This window comes from Phaeodactylibacter sp., assembly GCF_022763345.1.
GTDB lineage: Bacteria > Bacteroidota > Bacteroidia > Chitinophagales > Saprospiraceae > Phaeodactylibacter.
Genome location: NZ_JALEGS010000006.1, coordinates 72,237 through 90,619 on the forward strand (window position 1 = coordinate 72,237; position 18,383 = coordinate 90,619).

Sequence of the window (18,383 nt, forward strand, 5' to 3'; positions counted from 1 at the left end):
GCCCCGGCAAGCATTACGGCCACCGGGACTTCCTGTTTCAAACACTTTTCTTACGCCATCAATTCTTCTTCCTTGATGGGCTGCCGGAATACGATTTTGTCATCAAAAACATCGAGGACCACGGTGCTGTCCGGCATTACTTTTTGCATCAGCATCTGCTTGGACAGCTCATTGAGGACCTTCTTCTGAATGACCCGCTTCAGCGGCCGGGCACCAAATTCAGGATGATATCCTTTATCGGCCAGCCACTTTTTCGCTTCATCCGCGATGGTCAGCTGTATCTGCTGCTTGGCCAGGTTGGCACGCAGCTCTTCCAGTTGCAGGTCGACAATTTGTCCGATATCGGTACGGGAAAGCGGACGGAACATGATCGTCTCGTCAATCCGGTTTAGGAATTCCGGGCGTACGCTTTGCTTGAGCAATTCGAAGACTTGTTCCCGTGTATCCTCAATCACCATTTCCTCGTCTCCGGGCATCATATTCGCAAAGTTTTCGCGAATGATATTGGAGCCCATATTGGAAGTCATGATGATGATGGTGTTCTTGAAATCCGCCACCCGGCCCTTGCTATCCGTGAGGTGGCCATCTTCGAGCACCTGCAAAAGGATATTGAAGGTATCCGGATGGGCTTTTTCGATCTCATCCAGCAGTACCACACTATACGGCTTGCGGCGCACTGCTTCCGTCAGCTGACCGCCTTCATCGTAGCCAACGTATCCCGGAGGCGCACCTACCAGGCGGGACACCGCGTGCCGCTCCTGATACTCGCTCATATCGATCCGGGTTAGCAGGTCTTCATCATCAAAGAGGTATTCGGCCAGTGCTTTGGCCAGCTCTGTTTTACCTACACCGGTAGTGCCCAGGAAGAGGAAGGAACCGATGGGGCGGCGTTCGTTGCTCAGGCCCGTACGGCTGCGGCGGATGGCGTCGGCCACGGCTTCCACGCCTTCGTCCTGCCCGACGACCCGTTTGTGCAGGTCTTCTTCCAGGTGAAGAAGTTTCTCGCGCTCGCTCTGCAGCATACGCGTTACCGGCACGCCCGTCCAGCGGCTGACAATCTCCGCGATATCCTCTGCATCCACCTCTTCCTTGACCAGCAGCTTGTTGTTGGCCTGCATGTCCTGCAGGCGCTGCGTGTAGTCTTCCAGTTGCTGTTCGACTTCAGGAATGCGGCCATAGCGGATTTCGGCAGCATCGGTGTAGTTGCCTTCCCGCTCGGCACGGGCGCTTTCCTGTTTGAGGCGTTCGATTTCCTCTTTGGCTTGCTGTACACCAAGGATGACCTCCCGCTCACTCTCCCACTGTGCCTTCAGCGCATTGCGGTCTTCTTCGAGGTTAGCCAGTTCCTCGTTGATACTGCTGATTTTAAGTTCGTCGTTTTCCCGGCGCATAGCTTCCCGCTCAATTTCGAGCTGACGGATCCGGCGCTCCACTTCATCGAGTTCCTCGGGCATGGAGTTCATTTCCAACCGGAGCTTGGCAGCGGCTTCGTCTACCAGGTCGATGGCTTTATCCGGCAGGTGCCGGTCGGTGATGTAGCGGTGGGAAAGCTGTACGGCGGCGACCACGGCATCGTCTTTGATGTTGATTTTATGGTGCGTTTCGTACCGCTCTTTTAGTCCACGCAGGATAGAAATGGCATCATCCACGCCCGGTTCGTCCACCAGAACAGTTTGGAAACGGCGCTCGAGCGCCTTATCGTTCTCAAAGTATTTTTGGTACTCATTGAGGGTAGTGGCACCGATGGCGCGCAGCTCGCCCCTCGCCAGAGCAGGCTTCAGGATATTGGCAGCATCCATAGCGCCCTGCCCCTTACCGGCACCAACCAGGGTATGAATCTCATCAATGAAGAGGAAAATTTGCCCCTCAGCCGTTTTGACTTCATTGATGACGGACTTGAGGCGCTCCTCAAACTCACCCTGATACTTTGCACCGGCAATCAGCGCACCCATATCCAGAGAGAAGATATCCTTGTCGCGCAGGTCTTCCGGCACATCACCATCCACAATGCGGTGCGCCAGCCCTTCGATGATCGCCGTTTTACCTACGCCCGGTTCACCGATCAGTATGGGGTTGTTTTTAGTACGGCGGGCCAGAATGTGCAGCACGCGGCGGATTTCATCCTCCCGGCCGATTACCGGGTCGAGTTTGCCGTTGCGTGCCATCTCGTTGAGGTTAACGGCGTATTTGCCCAAGGCGTTGTAACTGTTCTCAGCACTATGGGTTGTGACCCGCTTGCCCTTGCGGAGCTCCTCAATGGCTGCTTTCAAGGCCTTTTCAGTAATGCCTGCGTCTTTGAGCATCTGCGTGGTGCTGTCTTTAACCCCCAGCAGCGCCAGCAGAATATGTTCCAGGGCGACGAATTCATCCTCAAAATCTTTGAGGTAAGTATTCGCCTTTTGCAGCACCTCCGTGGCGGTGCGCGACAAGTACTGACTACCGCCGCTGACACTCGGGTAAGACTGAATGATGCTGTCCGTTGCCTTTTTAATATTGTCGAAATTGACACCCAGCTTCTTCAGCACAAAAGGCGTCACGTTCTCATCCACCTGAAGGATACCCTTTAGCAAGTGGGCCGGCTCTATCGCCTGATGCTGCTCCTGCATAGCGATCTGCTGTGCGTGCTGCACCGCTTCCTGAGCCTTTATGGTGAAATTATTGAGGTTCATCTATCGTAGAATTAGGTTAGACATGATGTAGAAGGTGGCTTTTTGAAAAGCTCCTTCCGGATTGATAACAGCAATTTAGCTTCAAATGATGTACCAAACAGGCCAAACACGCCATCTTGACAGGGTTTTGCCAAGGCTGCCGCCAATTTGACACTCAAATAAAAAATTGCAACTCAATTTAACCGATAACAAATTAATTTTCAGCAGGTAATGCACCAAAAAGAACCCTAACTGTACCGTACGGCAGAAAAAACGGCATCTTTTTTTCATTTTTGCCCAACCCTTTCCAACCCCGTGCCTGTCTAGGCATAATGAATTTGGAACACAACTATTTTAACGATCTCTAAAATGATGCTCATGCCGGTTACAACGATGTTAGTGCTCGCCCTTGCTGTTATTGCTGTTGGAAAAAAGTCGCGTGCCCTACGTTAACCGCTTGCAACCAACAAGGCAGCTTTGTCGTTCTGTAAAGCGAAACAAAAGCTGCCCTGTTTTATGCAACTCTCACTCGGATTTTCGCCCTGCCCTAATGATACGTTCATCTTCGACGCCCTGCTGCACGGCAAGGTCGATACCGAAGGGCTGAGCTTTCACCCGGTTATCGAAGATGTAGAGGCGCTCAATGAAATGGCCTTCCGCCACGAGCTGCACATCACCAAACTCAGCTACCACGCCTTTGCCCACCTCCTCCCCCACTATGCACTTTTGAATGCGGGCAGTGCTCTCGGCGAAAAAGTCGGCCCGCTGCTCATTGCCAAAAAGCCGCTCACGCCTGACGAAATCGATACCGCGCACATTGCCATTCCCGGACAATTTACTACAGCCAACTTTTTGTTAAGCCTCGCTTTCCCAAAGGCACAGCAGCGTACGGCTATGCTCTTTTCAGACATCGAAAACGCTGTCCTTCAGGGCAGTGTGGATGCCGGGCTGATTATTCACGAAAACCGTTTCACCTATCAGGATAAAGGTCTGGTCAAGCTGATGGACCTGGGCGACTACTGGGAGGAAACTTCCGGGCTGCCCATCCCACTTGGCGGCATTGTGGTGCGCCGGGACCTTCCGGAGGCAGTGCAGCACAAAGTGGACCGCGTGCTGGCCCGAAGCGTAGCCTATGCATTGGACCACCCCGATGCGCCCAAAGATTTTGTACGGCAGTATGCGCAGGAGATGGAGGAAGCCGTCATGTACAAACACATCAACCTGTACGTCAACCACTACACCCGTGATTTGGGCGAACGGGGCAGAGCGGCGGTTCAGCACTTGTTTGAAGTCGCTATGGAAAAGGGCGTCATGCCTGTTTCTGACAACCCCGTTTTCGTGTAGCCTGCCCTGTCTGCAGACCAACTTGGGAGAAAGATCATTTTCGCCACCGGAAATCTGCTCCGGGGTGCAAGAATATCGCCACTTTGACTATTTTTGCGCTGCATTTTAGATTCCCTAACCAGAAAGCAAAAAACTTAGCGATTATGATCATTGGTGTCCCTAAGGAAATCAAGAACAATGAGAACCGGGTGGCCCTTACGCCAGCCGGTGCCATGGAGCTGACCAAGCGCGGCCACGAGGTTTACGTTCAGACTACTGCCGGACTGGGCAGCGGCTTCGAAGACCACGAATACACGGCTGCCGGAGCACAACTTTTACCGAGCATCGAAGCGGTTTACGAAAAAGCCGAAATGATCATGAAGGTAAAGGAGCCTATCGAGCAGGAATACAACCTGATCAAAAAGGATCAGCTGCTGTTCACTTACTTCCACTTTGCGTCCTACGAGCCGCTGACTAAAGCGATGATTGACCGCGGAGCGACCTGCCTGGCGTACGAGACAGTGGAGAACCCCAACGGCAGCCTCCCGCTTCTGGTCCCGATGTCTGAAGTCGCCGGCCGTATGGCGATTCAGGAAGGCGCTAAGTTTCTGGAAAAGCCACTGGGCGGTTCCGGCGTATTGCTGGGCGGTGTACCGGGCGTGGAACCAGGCCGTGTACTCATTCTGGGTGGTGGCGTAGTCGGCACACAAGCGGCTAAAATGGCTGCTGGCCTTGGTGCACAGGTCACTATCATGGACATCAACCTCGACCGCCTACGCTACCTGGCTGATGTGATGCCCGCTAACGTCAATACGGTGTACAGCAACGAAATGAACATCCGCAGGCACATCAAGCAGGCCAACCTTATCGTTGGTGGGGTACTCATTGCCGGCGCCAAAGCGCCTAACCTGATTACCCGTGATATGCTTAAAGATATGATCCCGGGCACGGTCCTTGTGGACGTTGCCGTGGATCAGGGCGGCTGTATCGAAACCTGCAAGCCGACCACGCACGAAAACCCTACCTTCATCATTGATGACGTGGTGCACTACTGTGTGGCGAATATGCCTGGTGCGGTCCCTTATACTTCTACCATTGCCCTGACCAACGCTACCCTGCCTTACGCCATTCAATTGGCTAACAAAGGCTGGAAGCAGGCTTGCAAAGATAACGAGCCCCTCAAGAAGGGCCTGAATGTTATTGATGGAAAAGTAGTGTACAAAGGCGTGGCGGATGCCTTCGGGCTGGAATTCACGCCGGTGGAGCAGTTTCTTTAGACTTGCTCCAACTGTAGCCTGAGCGGGGCTGCTTACCAACCTGGTAGGCAGCCCCGTTTTTTATTTTTGCGAATGGCAACGAACATCCGGGCCGACTGCTGCGTGTAAAAGGCACACTGTTTTACCAAAAGTCAAATGATATGACCAATCCACAAGAAGTAATTGATGCGCTAAATGATTTGCTGCAGCAAAATGTAGATGCCCGGCAAGGCTACGAGAAGGCACGCTCTGACGTCAAGCAGTCCGTCCTTGAATCCTACCTGACCGACAAGGTAGTTCAACGACAGGCTTTCATTGAAGCCATCACACAGGAAATCATCACCCTTGGCGGTTCTGCCAAGCGGGAAACCACTGTGAAAGGCAGCCTGCACCACAGCTGGATCGATATCAAATCCGCACTATCCTCCAACGATGAGGAAGCCGTGTTTGAAGAATGCGTGCGCGGAGAAAAGAACAGCCTCAAAACCTACAACAAACTACTGGAAAACACATCCTGGCCGGCCTCCACTAAAACGATGGTCCTGCGTCAGCGCGATCAGATCAAAGCCGATCTGGAGCGGGCAGATGCCATGGCAGATGCGCTGAACTAAACGCACTTTGCAAATACCCCATGACCATGATTGGCCTGCCGGTTTTATCTGCCGTTGAGCCATTTGTCAGGACATCCTGGTCCCAAAAAATCAATGGAAAATCGAGCAGGACGAGAGCTCAGCCGCTTTGGCTGGGCTTTGTTTTTGATGGCCTCCCCTTCGAACTTCTACCGGTCCGAAAGGTTGCAAAAATGAGCCGAATGAAAACTAAAAACCTTATTTGTTAACCCCTGTACCCCGCAAACCATGAAGCCTCAAAAAACAGCAGCCATTCTATTGATCATAGCATTGACGGTTGCCATACTATACTACGGCAGCGGATTTCTGATCCCCCTCGCCTTTGGAATTTTACTCGCTATGATTTTCCATCCTCTGTCCTCCTGGGTTGAACACAAAGGCATGCCCCGATGGGCTGGGATCGGGCTCTCTCTTCTTATTTTCATTTTGGCCTTCGGGATTTTGACCGGCGTAATGGTCATGCAAACCCGGTCACTGGTCAAAGACTGGCCCAAAATACAGGAACAACTCGTTAAACAGGAGCAGAAAATCGAGCAGTACATTATCGAAAATATCGGTATTGCCTCTGAAGAACGGATCAAAAAAGCCAAAGACAAACTAGCTCAACAGCAAACAGCCATTGCGAATATGGTTGGGGGCTTTTTGGGCTCTTTATTCTCTTTTTTTACCGGATTAATCTTTGCACTGGTTTATATGGTCTTCATTATGCTGGTGCAGCGGCGGCTGATTAAAGCGGCGCTTGACTTCGTACCAAAATCCCGGCGGCAAGAAGCCCGGGAAGTGATGCATAGCGCCCGTCAGACCGCCTCGGAGTACCTGACCGGCCGGCTGCTCCTCATCGGCATACTCGCCCTGATTTACGCTATTGGCTTCCTGATATTCGGATTGCAATACGCTATTCCGGTGGCTCTGCTTGCTGCTGCGCTGTCGATCATACCCTACATCGGCAATATCATTGGCGGCCTGTTTGCGCTGATGCTCGGCATAGCGACCGGCGGCTCCACCACCCTGCTGTTAGGCATTATTGGCACAATGACCCTCGCGCAGGTATTGGAGAATAACGTCCTCACTCCCTGGATCATGAGCCGCGAAGTCAACCTCAACCCACTGGCGACTTTTGCTACCGTTATTGGTTTCAGCCTGATCTGGGGCGTTGCGGGGTCTGTTCTGGCCATCCCCATCACCGGTGTGGCGAAAAAAGTGTTTGAGCATATTGAGGGGCTGAAACCGGTTGCTTTTGCGCTGGGTACGGGGGATGGGGAATGAGGTGGGCGGAGTATTTTTATTGCTCCGGCTGCCGAATGTATATAGAAATGATAAACTTCAAGTTTAGTAAATCCACAATGAGCAAGATTAATTGAAGACATATTATCTTTGATGAAGTCAAGTATATACTAAAATGCCTAGCAAAAAATAGTAATGAGGTTGATCATAATCGTTTCGGCTATTATTGTAATCCCATCTCTGCTGTTTTGTCAAGATGCTAAATCGGGTAAATTGGAAATACAGTTGGACAATGGATTAGCATCTTTCCAAACTGTATATGAAGTCGAAGGAGATAAGGAGACCTTATTTGGCAATGCGCAGCAATGGTTGTTTGAGACATACAAATCAGGTAAGTCAGTATTGGAATTGTCGGACAAAGAGCAAGGTGTGATCATCGGAAATGGGCTTACTAATGTACTTTACTATGGAAGAAAAAAATCGGAGGCAGGATATTTTAGTTATGCAATAAAACTGGAATTTAAAGAGGGAAAATACAGGGTAACTATAGACAACATTAAATACAAGCGAGGTGGTGAAATGTATTTCTTAAAAGGCGGCGCCGATTTTGCAGATGACTACCCAAATAACTGGCCCTATCTAGGCAAAAAGCACTATAAAGAGCAATGGGATTCGATGAAAGCCCAAGCTTTAGGCGAGTTCAATCTTATTGCGTTGAATCTTTATAATTTCCTTACTTCGAATGATGACTGGTAAACGGGTATTGAAACGTAACTAAGAAAATAATTTCAGCCGTTGGTATAGTAAAAAACATCAACTCTTTTTGCCGTTACCCCAACGGCTTTTTTGTGCATACGGAGTAAAAACGACAACCTATTCGACAACTGACAAAAAATACCCGCTGTAAGTTATTGATCGACAGCGGATTTATAAATTTGTAGTCGGGATCTGAGGATGGGCTGCGCCCTTCCTCAGATGAGGGGAACTTAAAGCTTTTGAAGGCCACAGCCTACGGCTTTTGGCTTTTTCATTGCCACGCCCTTACGAATGCGCTGCATGACTAATAATGTGGTACAGGCCAGATCGGTAAGCGAGGGGTTTTTTCATAACGAGAGGATGGGCTGCGCCCTTCCTCAGATGGGAAATGACAACACAAAAGGTCAACCCTTGGTTTAGCCTTTCGTCGTTTAGGCCCTTATGCGAAAACATTCGCAACGGGCCTAAACGACGAAAGGCCATTTCGCTTTGCGAAATGACCTTTTGTGTTGTCGGGATGAGAGGATTCGAACCTCCGGCCTCTGGTCCCCCAGACCAGCACTCTAACCGGGCTGAGCTACATCCCGCTCTGAATAAATCCCGAAAGCAGACAGCCTCTTGAGGACGCCCTTTCTTTTCCGGGAACGCAAATATAAGCAACCCCGGCATCCGGTGCAATAATTTAGGCAAAAGAAAATTTCAAAGTACCTATCCGTGCTTTGAACACAGGCTTTGATTTTTGCATTACTCTGACATGCGGACAAGAAAATGTAATTTTAGATTTTTAACAATTCAATCTATCCACATTATGAGCATGAAGCATTTACTATTTGCCCTGGTCTTTGGTTTCGCCTTTGCAAGTTGCGGGGGTGCCGGTACGGATTCAGGTGATGCTGGTTCGGCTGCTGACTCCACAGCTACGGAAGAAACGGTGACGGAGGAGGAACCCAAAGAAGACAAATCTACCCGTAAAAGCCCGCCCCGTACTGCGGAAGGCGAAATTGGCTCTGCTACGGTAACGGTCAGCTATGGAAGCCCGTCAGTACGCGGCCGTACTATTTTTGGCGACCTCATACCTTACGGCAACATCTGGCGTACGGGTGCTAATGAGGCCACGACCTTCACCGTTAGCGAAGATGTCATGGTGGAAGGCGAGGCGCTGCCTGCCGGCACTTATGCGTTGTTTACCATTCCCGGCGAGGATGCCTGGACGGTTATCTTCAATAAGGAAGCGGAGCAATGGGGTGCCTACGACTATGACGAAAGCATGGACGCCCTTCGGGTGGAGGTTGCACCGGAAGCCCTGGAAGAAAATGCAGAGATGCTGGAATTTGAAGTGGGCAGCGATAGGGTCACCATGCGGTGGGCAGATGTGGCTGTGCCTTTCAAAGTTTCTACTGTAGAGTAAATCCGATCCTGGGTGCTTTCTCCGGAAAGCCCCAGTACTTCTCAATTGCCCATCATGGCCTATCTGAAACCCTTCCTGCTTGCTGCGGCTGCCTTTACCGCCCTGGACTTACTTTGGCTGGGCGTGGTGGCACGGGGTATTTATGCCCGCTACCTTGGGCAGCATATGCGGCCCTCTACAGACTGGATTGCTGCTATTCTCTTTTATTTTATTTTTCTGTCTGGCATCATATACTTCGTCGTACAGCCGGGCACCAATAATTCCGGAACGGCGGTCCTCCTGCGTGGGGCTTTTTTCGGAATGGTGGCTTACAGTACCTATGAGCTGACCAACCGGGCGGTCCTGCAAGACTGGCCCTGGCCAATCGTCCTGATTGATATCGCCTGGGGTACGGTGCTCTGTGCCCTCGTAGGGTGGTTCAGCTGGTACTTTTCTCAAAATGCGGCATAGGCCAGCCCGGCAAAGAGAGCCGCAATTAAGCTGCTCCAAAAGTTGACGGTGTGGTTATTAAGTACGCCCTGTCTTTGAAGCGTCGCTCCCAGCAAACTATCCGACCAATTTCCAACCATACCCGCTACAGTAACAATAATCGCCAGTGGCCAGGATTGCATCACCCAGCCAACCGGCAAAGCAATCAGAATGGCGCCCGCCAGCCCGAATAGGGTACCTTCCCGGCTAATCATGCCGTCTGCGCCACCCGGCCCCAATTGCCAGGTGAGAATATTGCGGTAGCGTCGGCCATAAAGCGTCCCCAGCTCGGAAGATAGCGTATCTGAAGTAGCACTGCTGATTGCCGCGGCCATCATCGGATACGCTAAGGGGACCGTCCAGTCTATGCCCCAGGCTATCCCACCCAATACCGCTGCCACCCCACCATTTGCAGCAGCGTTCACCCAGCTGCGCCGGCCTCCAGCTTCCTGCGCCACACCCATCGCTTCCTTTCTCGACCGTTGCCACCTCGTAGCCAGCGACCCAGATACGAAAAACAGCCCCAACAGCCCAATACCAAGCCAACGCCCCCCGAGGTAAATGCCGGTTGCAATCAAGGCCCCTGCCAGCCCTCCGCTCCAGCTGATCGCTTTGGCCCGAATGCTGAGCAATACCGCTACTGCCAGAAGAACCGGAAAACCCAAGCCCGCATAGGGCTCTACTTCAATCCCGATAAAACTCATTTCGAAAAATTTGACACGCTCGGTATTTTATTGTAAGATTACACAAACAAACAAAATAATTATGAAACCCTATCCACCAATTACCGACTATATGGCGACCAAGCTCGTCACCTTCCTACCCGATATGGATATCCGGGAAGCTATTGATATCCTGCTGAAAAAGAAAATCTCAGGCGCTCCGGTTTTGGATGCCAATGGGCAACTCATTGGTATGCTGTCTGAGGCGGATTGTCTGCGCATTCTTATCGAAGGGCCCTACAACCATGAACCCTCCTCCGCTAACATCAAAGTGGGAGATTACATGTCGGGGCGGGTAAAGCATATCGAATCCTCCAAGACCATCCTTGATGCCGCCTATGAATTTGTACACAGCGGTTACAAACGACTTCCGGTGCTCGAAGAAGGCCGCCTCGTGGGACAAGTCAGCCGTGTGGATATTCTCCGGGCCATCCAGAAAATGACACCAGCTGTCAAGCACATCCCTGACAGCTGGCGCGGCCGCGAGCCGGCTATGCCGACGTACAAGCAGACCTTTTACGGTAAAAATTCCTAATTAAGCAATCTGCGGCATCGGCTGTCCGGTGCCCAAACTGCGCAACATATTCCAGTGGATGCGCAAAGCAGAACGGAAAGATGGCAGGGTATTGTAGGGGAAGTTGTATTCCTGGGCAGTTTCCTGCACTATTTTGGAAATACGACGGTAGTGGATATGGCAGACATTTGGGAACAAATGATGCTCCACCTGATAGTTCAAACCGCCTACAAACCAAGATAGGATGCGGTTATTTGGTGCATAGTTCGTGGTGGTCATCAGCTGATGTACTGCCCAGTTGTGCCCCAGGTTGCCCTCCTCATCTGTTTTGGGGAAAACCGCAGCTTCCATGACGTGCGCTGTTTGGAAGACACACCCGAGCAGAAAGCCGAGTGCAAAGTGCATAATCGCAAAACCAATAACGGTAATCCACCAGCTCGCCGGAGAGAACACCAATGGGATAACCAGCAAGTAGATGTAGTAAACCACCTTCACAAAAATCAACTCTGCAAATACTCTTGGGAAAGACATATCGTGCTGTTCCAGTAGGCCGGAGCGGTGATAGCGCATCAATTGCTTGAAGTCTTTGGTTGTAATCCACATGTGCGTCATAAGGCTGTAGAGGAACCAGGCATAGAGGTGCTGGAATTTATGGAACCAAAGGCGCTCCTGTTCCGGAGAGAACCGAAGCAGTTTGCCGGCGTCGATGTCCTCATCCATACCATGCACATTTGTAAAGGAATGGTGTAGGGTGTTGTGCTGAATCTTCCAGTTGGGCGCGAACCCGCCAATCAGGTTGATGACCCAGCCCAGTACGCCGTTGACGTATTTATTGCGGCTGTAGGCGCCGTGGTTGGCATCGTGCATCACAGAGAAGCCGATACCGGCAGTAACGATACCGAGCGCCGTCCAGGCCAGAAGTACCAGCCAGGCGTTGGTCACAAAACCACCGACAATAGCGCCATAGAGCAATGCGTATGTGCCCACGAGTACTACGGTCTTGGTCACCATCGCTGCATTAGCATACTTGGAAATATTGTTCTCTTGGAAATAGTCGTTGACCCGCTTTCGGAGGGCCATAGCAAATTCCCGTTGCCCCTTGTCGCGGCTGAATCGAATGTCTTGAATGTTCATTTTGGAAAAAATTAGCGTAGAGGAGATAGTAATCGTTTGATGATACTAAAAGGTCTTTGACAGACCCATTTGTTTATAGCTTGGATAAAGGTAATCAATCCTAATGCCCTGTAGTGCATGACTACTGAAAAAATGACACCGGAATTACTAAATGGAAATAGCTGAACAAACCGCAAAAGGCTTCTCCAGCTATTGACCGAGGCTGTAAATTTGGAGGCGTGCCGGCATTGGTCATACCATTTCTGCCGGGTCCTTTTCAGTTTCTTCTTCGGAAGGGGCGTTGACATTATCGGCTTTGCCTTTCTTTTTGGTGAACGCCACCAGCAGAATCCAAGCCGGAATCACAATCAGGGACACCACCATTGCAAGGAAGGCAACTTTAGCAGCAAAGAGGTCTAACAGGAACATTGGTTTACATTTTTGTGAGTAAGTGAGGCAGCCTGCCCCTTTTTCACATCAATAATACGGCGGTTCCCAAACCCAGGTAATGACCTTTGTCACCCTATGGCCATGAAAAATATTAGGCTTTTTACGGCACCTAAGCCTCGTCTTCCGGCTCCGCAGCATCTTTTTTTCCTTTCCGGCGGTAGTAAGCAACAATGGCCCACACCGGAACCACAACTGTCAGAAACAACAGCAACAAAAAGATGGCCTTCGCCCGTATGATTTCAAGAAGGATCATTGGATTAAAATTAAGTGAACAATGATACCTTCAATATGCAGGTCAATAGTATTTCTATTGCTGACAGACCACAGCGCTTAACGGTGCAATTTGTCATTACTTTTGTTGCGCGGCCTTCACCCGGTTGAGGAAAAGCCTTGCCGAGCCTACGTCCACCGCCTGTATCTCGTAAGTGTTGCCGTCGTCCATTTTGGTAATCAGCTCCTTGCTCTTCATCCCGCCCAGGGCATCCATAAACTCTGGATTGTTGGAGGTAATGCTCATAATACCCTGCTTGAAGCCAAAGAAGTAGAACAGTTCGCTTGGCGACTTGATGTACAGGTACAAACGGTCGTCTTCATTGCTCGGCATTTTGTACTCTACGTAAGCTTCCAGCATCTTATTGAGCGGCTCACCGGCTACGGATACGACCCCGATTTTGTCTTCTTTGGACACAAAGGACTGATACTCCGCATCCCACTTCATCGGAATTTTAGAAAACAGGAAAGTGTAGGGATTGATCTTTTTCGGTATATCGAGGATACCATTACCAAGAGTGGCCAGTGCCTCCCTGGCTTCCGTCCCTTCCGGAAGCAGGTTCATCAAAGCTTCCCGGTAAAAGTCCAGCTCCGTGAGATAAACGATAGGCTTGGCATCGAAACTCATGGACTCAATGTCATTCATCATGATCTTCAGGAGCTTATCCGGCACAATTAGCTGTACACCAGACATGAACTCCGCGTCGATTTCGTACCGCTGCACCCCTTCTTCCTGCTGCCCGATCGATGGAATGAGCGACATAGTATCCGAAATGATCATCTCATCCGGATTAACCACTTCTTCGTACCGGGATTCCATCACCCCTGAAGCATCGATACTCACGTAATTGAGCCCGGTACCCAGGTTAAATTTCCCTTTGCCCTCCAGCTTACCAGAACCATTCCAAAAGGTCAGCTGATTCCCGCGTATGCCATTGGTTTGGATGCGAATGGAATCGCCAAAAATGAAGTAATCCTTATCCCGGTTGTATTTGAATATCCCCTTTACCGGCAGAATTTGCCGGTCCTTGCGGAAGAAAAGGGGCATCATAACCCTTGGGTAGATCTCCGCCGTTTCCTTACTCAGGAAGAAGCCGGTAGCCAAAGGCTCCCCTTCCAGATTTTTGGGCTCATCAAAGCTGATGGCGAGGTCATTCTTGTCGGCTTCACTTTGCACCGTAAACCAGTAGCGGTAAGGCAAGCGCTCTGCATCCAGGCGCGCAAAACCGTCAAAACTCAGGTTCTTGGTTTCCGCTCTCAGCCCGATTTCGCCTTGGAACTCGGTCCGCTGATCAATGTAAAATTCGTCTTCTTCTGTCACTTCCCCCTTACCAACCGTGACCACCGGGCGCTCGTCGTAGGGCCCTTTGCCCAGCGGCTGCCCCACGATATTTTCAAACTCAATTTCCTGCTCCCGGTCCCCTACATTGTACTCGTAGAACCCTGAAGCCTGATAAAACCTGCGGCCTTTGACATCTACCGTTGCCCGCTTGATCACGTGGTTTTGGTTGAGGGTATCGGCTACAATTTTGGCATTCTCCAGTGTTGCCATCTCGCCGTCCTGCCCAATTTTCACGAAACTGCTATCGGGATAAACAAAGGCATCGGCTGCAATCAGGTAAGGCACGCCGCTTACACTCAACTCGTCGGTCTTAAGGTCGTAGAAAGCCTCTCCCCCTTCGAAATTCAGGGAGTCCTTGCCGGGGTGAGTGGACGTGAACTTGCCAGGCGATCCCTCTTCTGCCTTGAAGGTGATGCTCTCATCTGCCATATCCCAGGTAAACTCGTTGATGGAGGTCTTGTACTGAATAGCAGGCAGCTTGGTCTCCAGAAACGCCTGATTGGCTTTGAAAGTCGCCAGTTGTTCCTCAAAGTCTACATCACTTTGAACATTTGTGGTCTCCAGCGCAATATCGTCCAGGTCTTGTGTTTTAATCTTCACGGCTGTAGTATCCGCAGTGGAGCTAAAGGCTCCAAAAGAGAACAGGTTAGAGACCATCGTTGCGGTTTCCCAGTCGAAGGTACCGTCCCCTTTCAGGCCGCCGGGAGTCAGGATGAGCGTACCATCCAGGGTGTGGACTTCTTCCGGGAACAGCTTAAAGGCTTCTTCCTCCGAGCGGATGTACATGCTATCCTGATACGGCCGCCAGTCAATTTTCACGTCAATACCGCGTACTTGCGGCACTTCCAGCCCTTCTTCCCTTGATTCTTCCAGATTGAACTCTTCGGCACTCGCCAGCATCTGCTTCGGCATCCAAATCATATCTTCTGAGTCAATGGAAGCGCCCAGGTAAGTCAGGTTCCCTTTGCCCAGCAGGCCGGAATTGCTCAATGCCAGTTCTCCTTTGTATAAACCCCGCTCCAAGTAAGCGGTGTAGCCCTCTCCTTCCGTTTCGTGGATAAAGCCCAGGGATTCATCCTCCTGCAGGCTGACCGTTTCCTCAAAGGGAGGGAAAATGCCCGCCGGGTACAGCGTGCCTTCAAACTGCACATCCTCACGGGTATAAAAATCGAGGTGATTAAAGCTAAACGGGTTGACCTCAAAGTAAAAGGAGTCGCGCGTGTAGGCCCCTTTCTGAGCCGAAGGATAATCGTAGAAAACATAGGAATAATCCTTGCTCTGCAACGAAGGGAACATGGGGATATCTTCCTTTCCGGACTTATTGGAAGGGGCATCGATCAACAGTACGCCGGTCAGGTGCTCCAGCCGTGAGCCGATGGACAGGGCTTCAGGCTCGCCACTCTTCATCAATTTGCCGGTGGGTACGAAGAGATCGAAAAACCGGACAGAGTCCAGGTCAATCTGAAAAGGCTCGTATTTGAAATGGAAGTCTTTACCCTCCAAGGTCGTCAGGCCGGCGAAAAGCACCCCGTCGAAGTCAATATTCCGGTTATCCTGCACCACCAGGTGATCGCCTTCGGGCTTCAGGGCGACGCGCTGTTTGGCGCTCAGTTCCACCATATCCACTCCTCGGATGTCAATGCTGTTGTTCGACAGGTTCATGACCGCATTGGTGCTATCCGTGGTGGACCGAATGCGGAGCACATCGTAGTCGATCAGGTCTCGGTAAGCATCTGCGTACAAAAATACTTTGTCTTTCACCTCTACGATTTCCTCTTCGGGGTAGTAGTTGATGAAGCCCCGGGCCACCATATCGTAAAGCAGGCTTTTGATGTTTTCAATGCCGAATTTCGGGTTGAGGCGATGAGCTACGTCAGCCGCCGGAAGTGTCTTTACGCCCCCGTTGTTATCGTACATCACCTTCAGAATAGCGATCGGGTTCACTGAAGCAATGCTCTGCAGCTGCCGGTAATCCTGTTCTGTAAAGTAATTCAGGGATTCAAAGACCACGTCTTCCTTGCGCTGATAAGGCAGCTTGCCCCGCCCGATCGCAATCGAATCGCCATTCAGGTAGGCCGTCATGGAATTAGCGTAAAAGTTAATCCCATGCAGAGAGCTGTAGAAAGGGTTCTGATCTGCCGCACTTTCACCCCGGGAGAGCGTCATCTCCCGCTCTTTGATTTCAAACCGGACATCGACAGAAGGGTGGTAAATGGAGTCGTTGCCAAAATACAGCACGCCCTCTACCCCACTGCCGGCGATGCGGTCCTCCCTCCGGATGGTAAAGAGTTCTGAAGCACCGCGGAACGATGCGGTGCTGTTCGCATCCCGTATATTGATCTTAGCCGGCTGCTGCTTGTTGCCAAAGCCATAAACAGTAGTTCCATGCAGGCGGAAGTACCCTTCAAAAGCAATGCCTTCACCAATATTGCTGACTTCGAGGCGCTCTGTGGACTCAAACCGGGGGAAAGACCCCTCCACAGCATCGCTGCTCGATACGAGTTTATCACTAAAAGTACCGGACACGGCTTTGTTCCCAAAATATACCGGGTAGTGCATTTTAGCATCTTCCACAGTATAGAGGCTCTTAATCGCTTCGAACTCATAGTCACCAAGCTCTGCAAAAACCCCTTTTGGCAGGCCATGCCGCTCCCAGGTGACCCGGCCACCGGTACCCCGCCACATGCGTTCTACCGGCTCGAAAGTACCTGAGGTCTGGTAAATAAATATGGAATCGGTGCGCCGCTGCGCCATAAGATCCAGCCCTTCAAAAGCAACGACAGGCTGCTCCGCTTCGTATTTAAAGGTGAAGTCGTCCGTATAAGCGTACCAGGAAGTACCACCGGAATCAGAATAGCGCAAGGCACGGCGCTCGAAGAAGTGCGTGGAAAACTCCAGAAAATCATCAAAAGGGCGCAGCCGCCGGTTTTCTATGCCCGCCAGCATCTGATCCATCACACTGTGCCATTCCTGAAAGACGCGCACGGGATCTTTGGTGTTTTTCACCTTGGTCAGGGCGCGCAGGTAATTTTGGAAGTAAGGCCCGGCGGTCATTCGCTGCTCCAGCATGGCATTGCCGGTTTTGAGAATTTGCTGTACCTCCTCCTCGGTAAACTGCCCGCTGGCGAAGACGTCGGCAAATTCCTTATAAGCTTCCTCCAGCACTTCCCGCTTGCTGCTGGTCATGTACTCTTCCAACTGCCGGATGAACTCGGCGTGGTCTTCAGAAAAGCGCTCCAGCCGCTGGGCGTTTGAAAGGGTGGTAAAGAGAAAAAGAAAAGAAAGGACAATCGTAAGGATTCTGGCCATGCTGAATTTATGCTATTGTTTCTCAAACAGCAGGCAGCACCAGTCGCCGCGGTGCATCGTATTTTGGCATTTGAACCCGACCTGGGCTGCCCGTTCGGTCACCATAGCTTCGTCTACCTGCAAAACCCCTGAGGCCAACAGCTGCCCGCCGGCGTTCAGGCGCTTATATAACGCCTCAAGGGAATTTAATATTACGTTTCTGTTAATGTTTGCCAAAATAATGTCGTAGGCACGCTCCGGCACCTTGGACAGGTCCCCAAAATAGGCTTTGAGGTGAGGCACGCCATTGCGCCTGGCATTCTCAACCGTACTTTCGTAAGCTGGTTTTTCAATGTCCACAGCATCAATCTCTGATGCGCCCAGCATGCCCGCCAGTATGGCAAGAATGCCCGTCCCACAACCATAATCAAATACCGCTTTGTCTTCCCAGCTGAGCTTCTCCATCTGCGCCATCATCATATAAGTAGTCTCGTGGTGGCCCGTGCCAAAAGCCATTTCCGGGTTGATCACAATTTCGTAGCGGACCTCAGCCAACCGTTCGTGGAATGGCGCCCGTACCCCACAGAACTGCTCTACCTGTATCGGCTGAAAATTGGATTCCCAAACCGCATTCCAGTTTTGGTGCTTCACCAGCTCCCGCTTAAAAGAAAAAGATAGCTTCCCGGAAATATCACTCAACTGCTGCTCTATAGCGAAAGCATCCGCATCTGCGCGTAAATAAGCATGCAGCCCGTCTTCCGTTTCTTCAAAGGTGTCGAAGGGTAATTCTCCCAGAAAAGCCAGAATGATCTCCCGAGACGGCGCATCAGCCGTGATAATATAGCGATAATAATCCATAACTGTTGGTTTTTAAACCCTAAACCCTAACCCCTAAACCCTAACCCCTAAACCCTAACCCCTAAACCCTAACCCCTAAACCCTAACCCCTAAACCCTAACCCCTAAACCCTAA

The 18,383-nt window shown here is 51.0% G+C and carries 15 protein-coding genes and 1 tRNA gene; 8 read left to right on the forward strand and 8 right to left on the reverse strand.

Annotation, left to right across the window (positions count from 1 at the left end; genetic code table 11):
• Positions 1 to 50 precede the first annotated feature (50 nt).
• Positions 51 to 2,669, reverse strand: coding sequence for an ATP-dependent chaperone ClpB (clpB, locus tag MRY86_RS01210; protein ID WP_293566217.1), 2,619 nt, complete (start codon positions 2,667 to 2,669; stop codon positions 51 to 53).
• Between the two features lie 495 nt (positions 2,670 to 3,164).
• On the opposite strand from clpB, the gene MRY86_RS01215 reads away from it, so the two are divergent.
• The 5 genes from MRY86_RS01215 (at position 3,165) to MRY86_RS01235 (ending at position 7,836) form a co-directional block, all read left to right on the forward strand.
• Positions 3,165 to 3,992 (forward strand): 1,4-dihydroxy-6-naphthoate synthase, encoded by an 828-nt coding sequence (locus MRY86_RS01215; RefSeq protein WP_293566216.1) that lies wholly within the window; start codon positions 3,165 to 3,167, stop codon positions 3,990 to 3,992.
• 143 nt (positions 3,993 to 4,135) lie between these two features.
• Entirely contained in the window at positions 4,136 to 5,248 is a 1,113-nt protein-coding gene (gene ald, locus MRY86_RS01220; RefSeq protein WP_282779293.1) for an alanine dehydrogenase, read from the forward strand.
• Positions 5,249 to 5,388: 140 nt separating this feature from the next.
• Positions 5,389 to 5,838: a PA2169 family four-helix-bundle protein gene (locus MRY86_RS01225; RefSeq protein ID WP_293566215.1), complete on the forward strand. Its 450-nt coding sequence runs from the start codon at positions 5,389 to 5,391 to the stop codon at positions 5,836 to 5,838.
• 246 nt (positions 5,839 to 6,084) lie between these two features.
• Positions 6,085 to 7,122: an AI-2E family transporter gene (locus MRY86_RS01230; RefSeq protein ID WP_293570958.1), complete on the forward strand. Its 1,038-nt coding sequence runs from the start codon at positions 6,085 to 6,087 to the stop codon at positions 7,120 to 7,122.
• A gap of 153 nt (positions 7,123 to 7,275) precedes the next feature.
• The gene (locus MRY86_RS01235; RefSeq protein ID WP_293566213.1) at positions 7,276 to 7,836 is read left to right on the forward strand and encodes a DUF4468 domain-containing protein; all 561 of its coding nucleotides are present in this window, start codon (positions 7,276 to 7,278) and stop codon (positions 7,834 to 7,836) included.
• 512 nt (positions 7,837 to 8,348) lie between these two features.
• Here the strand turns inward: MRY86_RS01235 and MRY86_RS01240 are convergent.
• Positions 8,349 to 8,423 (reverse strand) — tRNA-Pro (locus MRY86_RS01240).
• A gap of 227 nt (positions 8,424 to 8,650) precedes the next feature.
• Here MRY86_RS01240 and MRY86_RS01245 point away from each other — a divergent pair.
• Together MRY86_RS01245 and MRY86_RS01250 are read left to right on the forward strand one after the other, a co-directional pair.
• Positions 8,651 to 9,244, forward strand: coding sequence for a DUF2911 domain-containing protein (locus tag MRY86_RS01245; protein ID WP_293562902.1), 594 nt, complete (start codon positions 8,651 to 8,653; stop codon positions 9,242 to 9,244).
• A gap of 54 nt (positions 9,245 to 9,298) precedes the next feature.
• Positions 9,299 to 9,694, forward strand: coding sequence for a DUF2177 family protein (locus MRY86_RS01250; RefSeq protein ID WP_293562903.1), 396 nt, complete (start codon positions 9,299 to 9,301; stop codon positions 9,692 to 9,694).
• Here MRY86_RS01250 and MRY86_RS01255 read toward each other — a convergent pair.
• The gene (locus tag MRY86_RS01255; protein WP_293562904.1) at positions 9,679 to 10,416 is read right to left on the reverse strand and encodes a DUF92 domain-containing protein; all 738 of its coding nucleotides are present in this window, start codon (positions 10,414 to 10,416) and stop codon (positions 9,679 to 9,681) included. The two genes, MRY86_RS01250 and MRY86_RS01255, sit on opposite strands and share 16 nt — an antisense overlap.
• Before the next feature lie 61 nt (positions 10,417 to 10,477).
• Here MRY86_RS01255 and MRY86_RS01260 point away from each other — a divergent pair, with 61 nt between their 5' ends.
• Positions 10,478 to 10,969, forward strand: coding sequence for a CBS domain-containing protein (locus MRY86_RS01260; RefSeq protein ID WP_293562905.1), 492 nt, complete (start codon positions 10,478 to 10,480; stop codon positions 10,967 to 10,969).
• Here MRY86_RS01260 and MRY86_RS01265 read toward each other — a convergent pair whose 3' ends face one another.
• From MRY86_RS01265 to prmA, 5 genes are all read right to left on the reverse strand, one after another.
• Positions 10,970 to 12,082 carry an acyl-CoA desaturase gene (locus MRY86_RS01265; protein WP_293562906.1) on the reverse strand — a complete coding sequence of 371 codons (1,113 nt, stop codon included), beginning with the start codon at positions 12,080 to 12,082 and terminating at the stop codon, positions 10,970 to 10,972.
• Positions 12,083 to 12,313: 231 nt separating this feature from the next.
• Entirely contained in the window at positions 12,314 to 12,490 is a 177-nt protein-coding gene (locus tag MRY86_RS01270; protein WP_293562907.1) for a hypothetical protein, read from the reverse strand.
• Positions 12,491 to 12,620: 130 nt separating this feature from the next.
• Complete coding sequence (locus MRY86_RS01275) at positions 12,621 to 12,764, reverse strand: hypothetical protein (RefSeq protein WP_293562908.1); 144 nt, start codon at positions 12,762 to 12,764, stop codon at positions 12,621 to 12,623.
• Positions 12,765 to 12,860: 96 nt separating this feature from the next.
• Positions 12,861 to 17,432 carry a hypothetical protein gene (locus MRY86_RS01280; RefSeq protein WP_293562909.1) on the reverse strand — a complete coding sequence of 1,524 codons (4,572 nt, stop codon included), beginning with the start codon at positions 17,430 to 17,432 and terminating at the stop codon, positions 12,861 to 12,863.
• A gap of 12 nt (positions 17,433 to 17,444) precedes the next feature.
• On the reverse strand, positions 17,445 to 18,269 hold the full coding sequence (prmA, locus tag MRY86_RS01285; RefSeq protein WP_293562910.1) for a 50S ribosomal protein L11 methyltransferase: 825 nt from the start codon (positions 18,267 to 18,269) through the stop codon (positions 17,445 to 17,447).
• Positions 18,270 to 18,383: the final 114 nt, after the last annotated feature.